The organism is Pseudomonas sp. GD03842 (assembly GCF_029841165.1).
In the GTDB taxonomy this organism is placed as follows: Bacteria; Pseudomonadota; Gammaproteobacteria; order Pseudomonadales; family Pseudomonadaceae; genus Aquipseudomonas.
Genome location: NZ_JAOCEA010000019.1, coordinates 17,449 through 31,563, shown reverse-complemented (window position 1 = coordinate 31,563; position 14,115 = coordinate 17,449). Strand labels below are relative to the sequence as shown.

Sequence of the window (14,115 nt, the reverse complement as noted above, 5' to 3'; positions counted from 1 at the left end):
GCTTTATAATCAGCCAAAAAATATTGGGCTTTTTCAAGGTACGAAAATTTCTGCCTCAGACGAGGCATCAATGCATTGGCCTATGTCGGACAGCGATGCTAATGCCCCGCCTGACAACTGAAAATAGATACTTTCTATCTCTTGGTTATCGTCAAACACGATAGACATCCCTATGCCTTCGCCTGCATATTTCCTTATCCCGGAATACTCCTCTAGAAAGGTAAGCTTCAGGGTTTTTATTAAGCCATCGCCTATATCTTTTGATAGACGCACAGAGCTTTCAAACTCCCAACCGTCCTCTCCGAGGATCTTACGGGCCCCGATAGGGACTATAAACGCAGCTTTATATCCTTTAGTCATTACATTACTCCCAAATGTCGACTGGAATTTTTTCAATACCACTTTTTTGCTGCCGCCGCCCGATAGCCAAATAAGGAGCCGCCGTCGCTGGAAAGTGAAAAGGTAAACCAGCATCACCCTCACCACTGGATCAGTCTTCCGTATCCAGACCCATTAAACACAGCCTGCTCGTTAGCCAATCACTTCCCAACTGAGCGCGGTGCCACGCTTGAGGGGTTGGCGGGCTTTGCGGCCCAGAACCGCGTCGATGTGCTTGGGCGCCAGCCCCAGTCCTGGCCGGATGGCGCGCACGTTCTGCGCAGTGAAAGCCTCGCCCTCGGCGATGTCCTCCACCACGTACAACGACCGCCGGTATTGCAGAGACTTCTGCTCCGCCTGCGTCGCGCCGTAGTGCACCGCGCCCAACCCTTGCCAAGCGCGTTCGGTTTCCGTTACCAGGCTGGCCATTTCTGCGGGTTCGAGGGAAAAGCTGGCGTCGACGCCCCCGTCCGCGCGGTCGAGGGTGAAATGCTTTTCGATGACGGTCGCGCCCATCGCCACCGCCGCCACGGACACCCCGACACCCATTGTGTGATCGGACAGCCCTACCTGACAGCCAAACAACTGGGCCAAGTGCGGGATGGTCCGGATATGGCTGTTCTGCGGTGACGCCGGATAGGTACTGGTGCACTTGAGCAGCACCAGGTCTTTGCACCCTGCCGCCCGTGCAGCACGCACACTCTCGTCCAGCTCCGCGATGCTGGCCATGCCGGTGGAGATGATCATCGGTTTGCCAGTCGCGGCGACTTTGCGGATCAACGGGATATCGGTGTTTTCGAAGCTGGCGATCTTGTAGGCCGGGACGTCCAGGCTCTCGAGAAAATCGACAGCGGTCTCGTCGAAGGGTGTGGAGAACGCCAGCAGCCCCAGCTCCCGAGCCCGCGCGAAGATCGGGGCATGCCACGCCCAAGGCGTGTGCGCCTGTTGATACAGCGCGTAAAGCGAGCTTCCGGTCCAGAGGCTGTCGGCGTCCTTGATGAAGAACTCGCCTTCGGCGATGTCCAGCGTCATGGTGTCGGCGGTGTAGGTTTGCAGCTTGAGGGCATGAGCGCCGGCCTTGGCAGCGGCTTCGACGATCCGCAACGCCTGATCCAGCGACTGGTTATGATTGCCGCTCATTTCTGCGATGACGAACGGCGGTGCCTCAGGGCCGACGAGGGTGGAGCCGATCTTGAACGCTTTCATTCTGTTCTCACTGCAATGGGGTCAGCGCGTCAGCCAGTCGGTCGGCGCCTTGGCCGTCCACCAGCATTCGCGAGCGCTCCGCCATGGCCTGGCGTTGCTTGGGGTCATCGATCAACGCATGGATCGCCGCTTTCAGGTGTGCTGGGCTGAGGTGGTCATGGGGGCCTAAATACCGGTGGACGCCCGCCTGCGCCAGCAATCGCGCATTGAGTTCCTGGTTGTGCGCGACGGAAATGCACAGCGTGGGGAGGCCCACCGCGGCCCGCTCCCAGGTCGTGCCACCGCCAGCACCGATGAACAGATCCGCCTCACGCATCAATCCGAAGAAGTCATCGGCGAGCGCCTGCAATCGCCAATTCGGCCGCGTCGAACACAGGGCCTGCAGAGCGTCCCAATCAGGATTGTGCAGCCCCGCAACCACGTCCAGCTCAAGGGTCCTGCAGTCACTCAACGCCGACAGCGTGGCATGCACTTGCCGGGCAGCATCGAAGCCGCCGAAATTGACCAGCACCCGTTCAACACGCGGTTTGATGGGGATCGCGGCGCACTGAAACTCCTCGCGGAGCAACGCAAAGTGTGGCCCCAAGAAGGTTTGGCAGGTAGCGGGGACGAGGCCGACATAGGGATTGGCCAGTGCCTGAGCGGCGTAATTCTGGTCCAGCAGGATATCGACAGCGTGGGGACGATTGGCTAGGTCGTCGATGGCCATCAGACGATGGGCGAGCTGGCGCGCTGCGGTTTCCCAGCGAGCGTCGAGGCCATAATGATCGACGATCAGCCAATCGAAAGCGGGCTCGTCGGCCAGTTGTTCGCCCAAGGCGTAAATGTCCTCCTGCCAGGGCAAGGCGGCTTCGATGCCCGCATCGCTGTGCTCATGCCTGTAATGCGCAGGCAAGGCGTAGGTGAGGAATCCTGCATCGCTCAGGCGCTCAATGGCATGCCCTGGCAAACGCCGACAGGCGAAATGCACCTGCGCCCCCCGCTTGCGCAGCGCATGGGCCAGGGTCAGGCAGCGCGCAACGTGCCCGCTGCCGATGGCGATCGACGCATCGGTGCGGATCAACACCCTCACAGCTCAAGCTCCCCGCCCGCCCTGAGCGCGGCGTAGAGGTATTCGGCGCGCAGCCAGTCCTCCTCGGTGTCGATGTCCTGCACGAAATGACGCGGCAGGATCACCGGCAGGCTATGCCGCGCGAACATTGCCTCGCCGCGCAGCCACGCCTCGCTGCGCCCCCAATAGAACTGACCGGCGTCCTGATACGCCTCGGCCAGATCTTGTGAGCGGACATCTCGGTATTGGGGGTGCATCGCGTCGAGGCTGCCGTCTTCGGTGATGATCAATGCGCGTTGGATGGGAAAGCCAAAACTGCACACCGAAAACGCAAAGCATTTTTCGGGGGCCGCCTGCAAAGCCTGCAGTCCGGCCCGGAGAAAACGGGGCTGCAGCAGCGGTGCTGTTGCGTAGAGGCAGCAGGTGTAGTCGTACCGCCGATCAAGCGCCCCGATGGCGTGTTGAATGACCGCCGCAGTTCCAGTGAAGGCGTCAGCCAATGCCGCCGGCCGCATGAATGGCACCTCGGCGCCATGGGCCCTGGCGACCTGGGCGATTTCCTCGTCGTCCGTGCTGACCACGACCCGCTCGAACAGGTTGCTGCGCAGTGCCGTGCGGATCGAACCGACGATCATCGGCACGCCGTTGAACGGCTTGAGGTTCTTGCGGGGAATGCGCTGGCTGCCGCCGCGTGCAGGAATGATGGCGACGGCGGTCATGACGATGCGCCCAGCATCGAGGCTGAGGGTTTTTTACCCAGCAAACGCTGCAACTGCCCGACGACCTCATCCTGCTGCTCATCGCTCATGGCGGGGTACAGCGGCAGGCTGATGGCTTCGGTGTAATAGGCTTCGGCCTCGGGAAAATCCCCCGGTTTGAAACCCAGCGCTCGGTAGTACGGCTGCAGGTGCACCGGGATGTAGTGCACGTTCACCCCGATCCCGGCGGCGCGCAACGCGTCGAATACCTGCCGGTGATTCAACGTCGTGCCCTGCGTCTGTAAGCGCACGACGTACAGGTGCCAGGCCGACTCGGCTTCTGCCTGGGTCGTCGGCAAGGCCAGCGGCAACTCGGCAAGCAACCGCTGGTAGCGCGCCGCCAACCCGCGACGCCGCGCCAGAAACGCATCGAGTCTGTCCAGTTGCGACAACCCCAGTGCAGCCTGGATGTCAGTGATGCGGTAGTTGAAACCCAGTTCGACCTGCTGGTAATACCAAGGGCCATGGCTCGGTTCATCCATCTGCGCCGGGTCGCGGGTCATGCCGTGGCTGCGCAGGCGACGCAAGCGTTCAGCCCATTCGGGGTGGTTGGTCAGCACCATTCCACCTTCGCCGGTGGTGACGATTTTCACCGGATGAAAGCTGAATACGGTCATATCGGCAAACTCGCCGCAGCCCACTGGACGTCCGGCGTAGCGAGCGCCGACCGCGTGAGACGCGTCTTCGATGACAACGAAACCGTAGCGCTGCGACAACGCTCGAATTGCCCGCATGTCACAACTTTGCCCGGCAAACGCCACAGCGACGAGCACCTTGGGCAGGCGGCCTTCCCGTTCAGCGACCTCCAGCTTGCGGGCAAGGGCGTGCACATCGAGGTTCCACGTCAGCGGATCGATGTCGACGAAGTCCACATGGGCCCCGCAATAACGACCGCAATTGGCCGAGGCGAGAAAAGTGTTGGGGCTGGTCCACAATCGGTCGCCCTCCCCAAGGCCCGCTGCCAGACACGCGATGTGCAACGCAGCGGTCGCATTGCACACGGCCACGCCGAACGCGGCCTCGCAACGCTGGGCCATCGCGGCTTCGAAACGCTCGATGGTGGGCCCCTGGGTCAACCAGTCGGACTTGAGCACCGCGACCACTGCATCGATATCGGCCTGCTCGATGCTCTGACGCCCGTAGGGGATCATGGCTGGACGTCAGCGTGCAGCTGACTGATCTGCGGCACCGTCATGAAGTCAGGGTTGGTGTCGGAACGGTACTCGAAATCATCTGCCACGGGCCGACCACTTTCGCCCGTGGCGTCGATGGCAAAATCGACGTCGACGTGGTTGAACCGAATCGACGGCACAATGGTGTAATGATCCTTGAATTCGAGGGTCATGCGGGCATCGTCCTGCGGCACCATCAATTCATGGAGCTTCTCGCCAGGGCGAATGCCCACGACCTTGTGCGGCAGGTCAGCGGCCATGGCGTGGGCCAGATCGACGATACGCACCGACGGAATCTTCGGCACGAACACTTCACCGCCGTGCATGCGCTCGAAGCTTTGCAGCACGAAATCCACGCCGTGATCCAGGGTGATCCAGAACCGCGTCATGCGCGGATCGGTGATCGGCAATTCACGGGCGCCCCCGGCGATCAGCTTGTTGAAGAACGGCACGATGGAACCTCGCGATCCGGCCACATTGCCGTAGCGCACCACCGCAAAACGGGTCTGTTCCTCACCGCCGATGTTGTTGGCGGCGACGAACAACTTGTCCGACAGCAGTTTGGTCGCGCCGTACAGGTTGATCGGGCTGGCCGCCTTGTCCGTGGACAGCGCGATCACCTTCTTCACCCCGTTGGCGATGGCCGCCGCAATGACGTTTTCAGCACCGTTGACGTTGGTGCGAATGAACTCGGTCGGGTTGTATTCCGCCGCGGGCACATGCTTGAGCGCTGCGGCATGCACCACGTAATCGATGCCGCGCATGCCCTGCTGCAGACGCTCGGCATCGCGCACATCCCCGAGGAAGTAGCGCATGCAGGGCGCGTTGAATTCCTGCTGCATCTCGTATTGCTTGAGTTCATCGCGGGAAAACACCACGACACGCCGGGGTTGGTAGCGCTCCAGCAGCGTGCGGATGAACTGGCGACCGAACGAGCCGGTCGCGCCAGAGATGAAAACCGATTTGCCATTGAACATGAACGTGTCCTTTACCGTGAGCGTCAGGCGAGCAGTTCAGCCCAGCTCGACGCGGATGGCTCGCCCAGCACGAACCCTTTGCCGGTGAGCGCCAGGTTCTTGTTGTAGGCCATGTCGTGGGCGAACGCGTCCGCCCATTTGGCTTGCAGGGCTGCCAGTTCTGCGGGTGCATCCGGCAAACTGCCCGGGTGGATGACCTGAACCTGCGGCGTCCACACGATCAGGTACCCGGCCTGGCCCAGTTTCAGGCACAGATCGACATCGGCGAAGGCCTCCGCGAATTGCGCTTCATCCAGGCCGCCCACTGCATCGAACAGTTCCCCGCGCACCATCAGGCAGGCGTCGGACACCGCCGAGTAACTCTGGTCGAGCAGCAAACGGTGCAGGTAACCGGCGGCGTCTTTCGCTTCCCCCGCGAAGGCCGGTCCGACACCCCCATTGAGCCCCAGAATCAGGCCGGCCTGGCTGACGTTGCCCTGGCGATCGAGCAGCTTGGCACCCACCACGCCCACTTCCGGACGCATGGCCTGATTGAGCAAGGCGTCGATCCAGTTTGGGCCCACGATTTCGCTGTGCGGCGACAGAAGAACGAGGTACTCGCCCTTGGCCTGCCGCCGGGCCGCATTGAGCAGCGCCGCCTTACTCAGGCGCTGCTCGGTGCGAATGACCCGCACACGGCCCTTTTCCTGACGGGCGAGCCACTCGACCATGTCCGGCGATTGGCTGTGGTTGTCGGCAATCAACACCTCGTAACTGACGTAGCGCGTGCGCAACGTGACGCTGGCCAGGCAACGCTGCAGGTCGGCGAGGTTGTCGTCACTGGCCAGCAGGACCGAAACCATGGGTCGCTGAGTGTGGCGGTAATCGATGCGCCACGTGCCGGGGGTGGTGGCGATGACCTGTGCCTTATAGCCGCGATTGCTCAGGTGACGGGTCAGCGCCAGGCGCTGTTGCGGATTCTCCTCGACCGGCAGGGCATCGCAGATCAGCAACGGCTCGTCCAGGTGCGCCAGCCAGCCCATGCCGCCCTGCTCGATGACCCGCAGCAACAGTTCGAATTCAAGCGCTTGGGTGAAGTCCGCCGAATAACCACCCGCCTCCACCAGCACGTCGCGACGCAGCAACCAGTGGCGTGCCATCAGGCTCGGGTTGCCCTGCAACAGATCGAGGTTGAAACCTGGACGCATGACATGAGTCAGCGCACCGCCAGGCAGGCGCTGAACCTCGTCGGCGAACACCGCCCGGCACTGCGGCGCGGCCTGCAGTTCCAACGAAGCACGCAACAGCCCGCCCGGCGTGAACTCATCGCCGACCTCGGCCAGCAGCACCCAGTCACTGCTGGACTGCTGCACCACTTGATTGATTTTTTCGACCCAGTTGCTTTTGCTGACCCGCACGAAGTGCAGCGTGTTTTGCGCGCTGGTGGCTGCTGGCGGCTCGCCCGTGGTGAACACCACCACCTTGAATGACTTGCAATGGCCTTCGACCAGGCTGTCGAGAGTGACCTGCAATTTGTGCATGTCATCGTCCAGGTCCAGCAGCAGAATGCCGAATTGCGGCGCAGGCCCTTGAGCCGCGATGCGTCGGGCGATCGCCTGGGCATCGGCGGCCGATGGCTTGCGTGCGTCCAGCCATTGCAGCAGGCGCCCGGACGGCATCTGGGCGAAGCCGGTGCGATGATCCTCACGCTGGATCGACGTCAAGCGCTGCAGCCATTGCGCCATTTGCTCGGCTTCTTCGCGGTTTTCCTGATCGGCCATGAGTTTGGCCAATGGCTCGACGATGTGCGGGTTGAACAGATTCAGCGCCATTGCTTCCCACAGCCGGTTGGCGATGGTTTCGACGTTGTCGTTGGCATGGGTGCGCAACAAGCGTTCCTGGCGGACCCACACGCCTTCGAGCTGGTCGATCTGCTGTTTGCCAGCGGGCATGGCGTGAATCAAGAACTCGATCTGACTCAACACATCGAAGAACGGCTGGTTGTAGAAAGGCATCTCGACGAACTGGCGAGGGCCGAATGTACGCTCCACTGGCGCGAAGACGTCGAGCCATTTCGAGGAGAGGATGGAAGTCTGTGTCAGCGAACGCTGTTCTTCCAGGCACGTGCGCAACTTGCCATAGGCTGCGTGGACCAACGCAGTGCGCTCTGCGCTGGCCAACGGTGCCAGGCCGGTGTCCAGCGACGCCAGGAAGCCGGCGAACCGCTCACGTTCGAGCAGCGACGCAGGATCTGCACTGCCCAGTTGCTTTAGCAGGTTGGTCTGTTGGCCGCAGAAACGGTGCTCGCTTTCACGTACGACATAGGGGATGGGCAGGATTCGCGCCTTGGCGCTGGCCAGCAGGTAGAAGGCATGGCCGAATTCCTGCAATTCCCCCGAAACGCCTTCCCCAAGCGCGGAAAACCAGCGTTGCAGCAGTGGGGTACGGGTCACCGCATAGAAGGGAGGCAGGTACTGATCCATGAAACCCGACACACGCTCGGCCGCATCGTCGCTGGCGTAATCTTCCTGGACCTTTTTGTCACGGCGCAGGTATTCGACCTTGTCGCCGTGGGCCTTGTACATCAGGCAATAGCCATGGCACAGCCCGTAGTCAGGCTGGGCGGCAAGGAATGCCACCGCCTGGCTCAATGCGTCATGCACCAGAAAATCGGCGTCGTCGACGAAGGCCAGGAAAGGGGTCGAGACCAGCGTCACGCCGTGAGCGATCTTGTTCTGCGGGGCGTCCGCGAACTGCGGCAGGTGGTGGTAATGCGCTTGAGGAAACAAAGCGGCGATGTCGTCATTCGCTTGCCGAGAAGAATCCAGCACCAGCACCCGGGCCGCCTGCGCACTGTAGTACTGCAAGGTCCGGCGCAAGAAGGCGGGACGATCCTGCGTGAGAACAACGAGAGTGAGTTGCTGGTCGAGCGACATGGTGCTTCCCGAAAGTTGGTGGCGATGCATGAGGTTCCTGCCATCCTGCCAAGCGTCAAAAAAGAAATGCTCCAGAGAAACAGTAGCGCCGATCGGGCCACATGCCCGGTGCGGTTGTGCGCCTGAAATCCGTCGCTTGCCCTGGGCGCGCCCGCGAACAACCGGACCGGAAAGGGTCTGGACGGTCCGCCCGCCAGCCGAGGCAAGCCTGGGGCGCGCATTTTATGGCGTCATGACAGTGACATAGCAGGAACTACGCCAACTCTGAGAAGGGAAGGTTCGCGGGGTTCTTAAGCGCAACGGCAGACCCCGGGAGGGGCATCCGCCGTCACGACCGGTGGTGGGTCAGTCGGCGAGCCAGCCGTTGACCCAATGCTGAAGATTGTCGCCGCGCAGGATGTAATCGCGCATGACGATGTCCCGCAAATCATCCCCCATGCGGTAGCTGGCGGCAGGGTCCGCCAAGTGCATGCGAATGGCGTCCAACCACTCGGCGGTGCTGTTGCCGACGACCCGCGTGCACGGCAAGTAGCCTTCGTACGCTCGCGTGTCACTGCAGATGACCGGGTAGCCGCAGGCACCGTATTCCAGCAATCGCAGGTTGCTCTTGCAGTCATTGAAGATGTGGTATTCGAGCGGGGCCAGCGCCAGGTCCAGATTCAGGCTGGCCAGTTTTGCCGGGTAAGCCGCCAGCCCCACCGCCGGGTGAAACTCATGAACGTAAGGACGAAGGGCTTCCGGGCACATGCCGAAAAACACCCATTCGACCTGATCGGCCAGTTCACGGACCACCTCGGCGATGATCTCCAGATCCCCAGCGTGACTGGTGCCGCCGCCCCATCCCACGCGCGGTTTGCTCGAAGTCTGGCGCTGACTGCGCACCCCGCTCCACAAGGACGACGCCAGCATGTTCGGCACCACGCGGATATCGTGGTGCATGCCGGACAGGGCATCGGCCAACGCTGCGGTGGACACCACCACTCGGTCGCACAGGCTCGTGCCCAGGCGCACCATCTCGCCCATGTTCGATGGCATGTTGCGCATATGGCCGTTCTTCTTCGGCACGCTGATCACGTGGTCGTCCAACTCGTAGATGCGCCGTGCATTGGAATAAGTTTTCAGGGTGACCACCTGATCGATCGAAGCCTGGGTGTAGCGGCACTGCACGACGATCACATCCGGCGACTGGCGCTCCAGATCGATGATCGACGGCAGGTCATAACTCAGGCGGCCTTCGATCCGGCCATCGGCTTCCAACTCCAGAAACGGCTGAGACACCCGGTAGTGGCCCACGGCGGTGCTGTTGATCGGGATGGCCAGCACATTGGGCAGACGCCGCGACGAGTAAGGATTCCACCCCTTCTTGAGACCCGGTTCCAGACCATAGAACGAACCGGTCAGACGCAAATTGGGGTTGTACGCCGGGTCGCGGGCCACCGTGGGCAGCCAGCGCGTGTAGAACGCATGTTGATCGTCGAACAGCGATTGCTTCTCGCGAACTTGCTCGGCCGCCGGCAATGCGCCCATGGCCAGCAAGGCGCGCGGCGCCCAGACCACCAGGTGACCCGATTGCCGGACCCGCAGACATAAATCGACTTCGCTCAGGCTACCGCTGAATGCCTGACCGTCCAGCCCGGAGAGCGCTTCGAACAATGCCCGGCGGATCAGCAGGCACTCGGCACCGACGGCGCTGAGGTTCTGTGCGGCCTGCAAGCGCAGCAAGTGCCCCGGCGCGCCCAGCGGCTCGCCGAAAAACGCGGGGCCGGCTGGCCCGTGGTAACCCAGAATCAGCCCCGCTTGCAGCACGTAGCCTTCAGGGCTGAACACTTTTGCACCGACCACGCCGACTTCGCTTCGGCGACCGTGGTTGAGCAGTTCGTCCAGCCAGCCGGCATCGGCAATGACCGCGTACACGCTGAGCATCAACAGGTACTCGCCCCGCGCCTGGGTTGCCGCGAAGTTGCGCACATCGGCGCCCCTGCCCTGCCCTGCGTAATGCATTACCCGCAACTTGTCGCCACCCACGTGCTGCATGTCCGCCAGCCAGCTCTGCGCTTCGGCGCCGACACTGCCCTGGTCGACGATCAGCACTTCGTACTGTGCGTAGGCGGTTTTGCTCAACAGCGTCTCGACGCAACGCTGCAACGCTGCGAGTTGATCCCTGTGGGTGATGATGATGGAGACCAGCGGCTGCTCGGCGCTCAGGTAGTGCACCTGATTGACCAGCGGGTCCTCAGCCTCGTGCAAGCGGTGAGCGATGCCCAGCCGGTTGAGGTGCGCACTCACCACCGATGCGCTTTGCCGCGAAACGTCGGCCAGTTGCAGCCATTGATGGAATGACAAGCGTGATTCGACCAGAATCTCGGCGGCGTGCTCCACCACCGGGCCGTAAGCCTCGACCAACCGCCAGATGGCATCGTGGGGGGCGAGCTCGCCGTAGGCGCTGTCAAAGCCTCCCAACTGCAGCAGCGCATCCCGCTGGAACGCCAGTACACGCCCGACATAGGGGTAACTGCGCAGCAGGTCGAGATTGAAGTCCGGCTTGAAGATCGGCTCTGCCGACTCGCCCTTGTGCAAGGCGCCTTCATCGCTGTAAAGGCACAGGACCTGCGCAGACGTGGCGATTCGCTCGGCCAATACCAGCAGCGCGCAATCGGTCAGGCGATCGCCAGCCCGCAGCAGGTAGACCCAGTCGACCCGCTGCAATTGCGGCAACAGTTCATTGACCTGCACGACCCAGTCCGTCTGCAAGGGCAACGTGAAGACGCGGTCGTTCAGCACGGGCGCCTCGCACGCACTGGACAACACCAGCGTCAGTTCGGCGGGATACAACTGCGCATCCAGGCTGTCGCGGGTCAGTGCAACGTTGGCCGTGCTGCCGAACTCATCCAGCACCACCGCCACCAGCCTGGGCTGCGACGGCCAGGTCGCAACGTTATCCGCCACGCGCGCGCGCTCGGCGCCGAACAGGGTACGAAAGCTCAACCATTGCTGGTACAGCTCGGAAAAGCTTTCGCTGTCGCTACCGACCCGCCATGGCAAGGCCGCCTGACGGTCACCCAGCATGCGACTCAGCGGCAGCTCACGCCATGCCCGCTGACCGTGCTGTGCATCGGACAACGCCACATAACGCACCCAGCCGTACTCGGGTGCGTTCTCGGCGCTGCGCGCCTTGAGCATCTGCCGGAGCCAGTCGCGCTCATCGTGGATCCGGTCTTGGATCGCCTGCTGACGACTCAAGCGTTCGGAGTGCAAGCGTTCGGCGCTCAGCACGTCATTGAGCATGACCATGTTGCCGCGCTTGAGCAGGCAGACATACAGCGCAAAATCCACCAGGGCCGTGAAGCCGCTGCCCACTTCGGACAATGCCGGGAGGATCGCCAACACGTCAGTACGTCGCATCAACGAACTGGTCAATCCACCCAGGAAGTTGGTCGGCGAAATGTCAAACACCGACAACAGGTCCGGGCCGTAGAACAACGAGCTGGCTTCGGCCAGCGGGCAGTTTTCGATCCGCGCGGGCAATTGAACGTCGTCAGGGTCGCAGAAATACCGCTGCGCGAGCACCAGGCTGACATCGTCGTGTGCGAGCAACACCTGTGCCTGACGCGCGATCGCCGAGGGGAACAGGCGGTCGTCGTCGCACAGGAACTTGATGAACTCGCCCTGGGCTTCGTTCAAACACGCGAGCAGGTTACCGACGAATCCCAGTCGCGAAGGATTGCGCACGTAGCGCAGGCTGGCTTGGCTGCTGCCTGCGAATTGCTCGACGATGCGTTGGATCTCGTCGCCCGGACTGTCGTCGTAAACGACCAGTTCCAGTGGCTGATACGTCTGTAACAGCGCATCTTGCAGGGCTCGTCGAAAGAAACGCGGGTTGTAGGCGGGAATGACGAGGCTGACGAGAGGAGCTGAATTCACGGGCGGGCTCACGAGCGGCGCGTCGGGCCGGAGAAAGGGTCGACTGGACCGCTGACAGTAACGGTTGAGGCTCGAAGGCGACAGCGCGGATGACCGCTGTCGCCTCGCAGTGCAGCGCTTACAGTTTGCTGAACAGGTTCAGCGCAGAAAGCTGAGTGAACACCAGTTGGGACGCCTGCAGCATGGTTTTCTGCAAGGTCAGACGGGCGATTGCGTCGACCGGATCCGAGGCAGTGATGGTGCCCGACTCGGTGGTGCCGTTATCGATCAGCGTCTGGTTGGTGGTGCCCTGATCGGTCGCGGTTTTCGACCGCGCGCCGCCGTCACTGACCGCGTCCGAAATCTGGTTTGAGGCGCTGGTCAGGTTACCGATGGTCGAGGTAATCGTGGCTTGCAGTTTCTGCGCCGCGATAGGGTCGCCGTCCACCTTGCCGTTCAGGGCATTGATCACGTTGGTCAGCGTGTTGAGGATGTTCTGATGCTGCTGGGTCGTCGACTGCACCGTGAACTGATCACCTGCACCTGGGGTTGGCGGGGTGCCACTGAGAGTGAACGTCACGCCGGCCGCAACGGCCTGATTGGCGACCGGCGTGCCGGTCAGCGTACCCGAGGCCACCGGCTGGCTGGTGGCCGGGTCGTAAGGCGCGGCATACAGGCTGTAGTTGGTCGCATCGGTGAAGCGCAAGACCGCTCCGCCGTTCGGGAACGTTTTGTCGAAGGTTGCCTGATTGGTGACGCTCGAGCTGGAGATGACGGTGGTCGACGTATTGCCCGGCAAGCGCGCGGTGCTGACGGAACTGGGCGACACCGACAACTGGAAGGTGTGAGGCGAGGCGGTCAACGCCGCATCGGCCGCCCCGGGCGTGGCGTACTGAGCCGCGGTCAGGTTGATGTTCAGGTTCAGTTCCAGGCCACGGAAGGTGATGCTCTGGTTGGCGCTGCTGGTGGTGTTGAACTGCCCGGCTGCGGTCGCTTCGCCCGTGACGTCTGCACCATCCTTGTCGAGGATCTTGTACTGCGAGCCGTTGGTGAACGAGATCGAATACGGCTGGCCCGCGGTGAATTTGCTGTTGTACGCCGTGCTGTTGCTGACGCTGCCGCCGGACAGGGAAATCATGCCGTCATCGGTGGTCGGCGAGACCAGGGTGGTGGAGGTGCGGGTGGTGTTGACCGCCTGCTCGAATGCGTCCCAGCCCGTGGTGTTGGTGGCCATGGTGATGCCATTGCCAATGGCGACCATATTGCGCGTCTGGTCACCCTGATAGCTGTAGCTGCCGTCCGGGTTGAGCACGTAGGGCGCGGTGTTGCCCTTGGAGCCGGAAAACAGATAAGCGCCGTTTGCGTCCTGGCTGTTCATCAGGCCCAGAATCTGGCTTTGCAACTCTTTCAATTCGGCGGCGTTGGCCTGGCGGTCCTTGTCGGTGTACGTCGCGTTACCGGCGCCCAGCGTCAGTTCCTGCGCACGCTGGATCGCCTGCGTGATGGCAGTCAGTGCGGTTTCGGTGTTGACCACGCCCGTATTGATGGTGTCGATGTTGGACTTGTACTGGTTCAACAGCGTGCCCTGCTGCTGCAGTTGCAGAACGCGGGCGGCCCCTACCGGGTCATCGCCCGCGGTGTTGAGCTTGATCTGACTGGCCACTTCGTCACCGGTCTTGGTGACGTTGGCGTAGGTACGCGAATAGTTCGAAGCGCTGGTTTCGTAAAACTGAGCAGTGGAAATACGCATGGTTTACG

General features: G+C 62.1%; 9 protein-coding genes. All 9 read right to left on the bottom strand.

Features of this window, described 5'->3' with window-relative positions:
• Positions 1-33: 33 nt before the first annotated feature.
• The 9 genes from N5D61_RS22745 to N5D61_RS22705 all read right to left on the bottom strand — a co-directional run bounded on the left by N5D61_RS22745 (position 34) and on the right by N5D61_RS22705 (position 14,107).
• Positions 34-474 carry a hypothetical protein gene (locus N5D61_RS22745; protein ID WP_279894289.1) on the bottom strand — a complete coding sequence of 147 codons (441 nt, stop codon included), beginning with the start codon at positions 472-474 and terminating at the stop codon, positions 34-36.
• Positions 475-531: 57 nt separating this feature from the next.
• Positions 532-1,584 carry a pseudaminic acid synthase gene (pseI, locus tag N5D61_RS22740; RefSeq protein WP_279894288.1) on the bottom strand — a complete coding sequence of 351 codons (1,053 nt, stop codon included), beginning with the start codon at positions 1,582-1,584 and terminating at the stop codon, positions 532-534.
• A gap of 7 nt (positions 1,585-1,591) precedes the next feature.
• Positions 1,592-2,656 (bottom strand): UDP-2,4-diacetamido-2,4,6-trideoxy-beta-L-altropyranose hydrolase, encoded by a 1,065-nt coding sequence (gene pseG, locus N5D61_RS22735; protein WP_279894287.1) that lies wholly within the window; start codon positions 2,654-2,656, stop codon positions 1,592-1,594.
• Complete coding sequence (gene pseF / locus N5D61_RS22730) at positions 2,653-3,354, bottom strand: pseudaminic acid cytidylyltransferase (protein WP_279894286.1); 702 nt, start codon at positions 3,352-3,354, stop codon at positions 2,653-2,655. Before pseF ends, pseG begins: the two co-directional genes overlap by 4 nt.
• On the bottom strand, positions 3,351-4,544 hold the full coding sequence (pseC, locus tag N5D61_RS22725) for a UDP-4-amino-4,6-dideoxy-N-acetyl-beta-L-altrosamine transaminase (RefSeq protein WP_279894285.1): 1,194 nt from the start codon (positions 4,542-4,544) through the stop codon (positions 3,351-3,353). The genes pseF and pseC overlap by 4 nt, the downstream gene beginning before the upstream one ends.
• A complete protein-coding gene (pseB, locus tag N5D61_RS22720; protein WP_108240442.1) occupies positions 4,541-5,542 on the bottom strand; it encodes a UDP-N-acetylglucosamine 4,6-dehydratase (inverting) in 1,002 nt (333 codons plus the stop codon). The genes pseC and pseB overlap by 4 nt, the downstream gene beginning before the upstream one ends.
• A 23-nt stretch (positions 5,543-5,565) precedes the next feature.
• Positions 5,566-8,457 carry a TIGR00180 family glycosyltransferase gene (locus tag N5D61_RS22715; protein WP_279894284.1) on the bottom strand — a complete coding sequence of 964 codons (2,892 nt, stop codon included), beginning with the start codon at positions 8,455-8,457 and terminating at the stop codon, positions 5,566-5,568.
• Positions 8,458-8,802: 345 nt separating this feature from the next.
• Positions 8,803-12,378, bottom strand: coding sequence for a glycosyltransferase (locus N5D61_RS22710; protein WP_279894283.1), 3,576 nt, complete (start codon positions 12,376-12,378; stop codon positions 8,803-8,805).
• Between the two features lie 118 nt (positions 12,379-12,496).
• Positions 12,497-14,107, bottom strand: a complete 1,611-nt coding sequence (locus tag N5D61_RS22705; RefSeq protein ID WP_279894282.1) for a flagellar hook-associated protein 3 — start codon at positions 14,105-14,107, stop codon at positions 12,497-12,499.
• Positions 14,108-14,115: the final 8 nt, after the last annotated feature.

What these genes read in the sequence shown, in the direction of transcription:
- N5D61_RS22705 (WP_279894282.1), bottom strand. Translation starts at nt 14,107, where the DNA reads ATGCGTATTTCCACTGCTCAGTTTTACGAAACCAGCGCTTCGAACTAT.
- pseB (WP_108240442.1), bottom strand. Translation starts at nt 5,542, where the DNA reads ATGTTCAATGGCAAATCGGTTTTCATCTCTGGCGCGACCGGCTCGTTC.
- pseI (WP_279894288.1), bottom strand. Translation starts at nt 1,584, where the DNA reads ATGAAAGCGTTCAAGATCGGCTCCACCCTCGTCGGCCCTGAGGCACCG.
- N5D61_RS22715 (WP_279894284.1), bottom strand. Translation starts at nt 8,457, where the DNA reads ATGTCGCTCGACCAGCAACTCACTCTCGTTGTTCTCACGCAGGATCGT.
- pseF (WP_279894286.1), bottom strand. Translation starts at nt 3,354, where the DNA reads ATGACCGCCGTCGCCATCATTCCTGCACGCGGCGGCAGCCAGCGCATT.
- pseC (WP_279894285.1), bottom strand. Translation starts at nt 4,544, where the DNA reads ATGATCCCCTACGGGCGTCAGAGCATCGAGCAGGCCGATATCGATGCA.
- N5D61_RS22745 (WP_279894289.1), bottom strand. Translation starts at nt 474, where the DNA reads ATGCTGGTTTACCTTTTCACTTTCCAGCGACGGCGGCTCCTTATTTGG.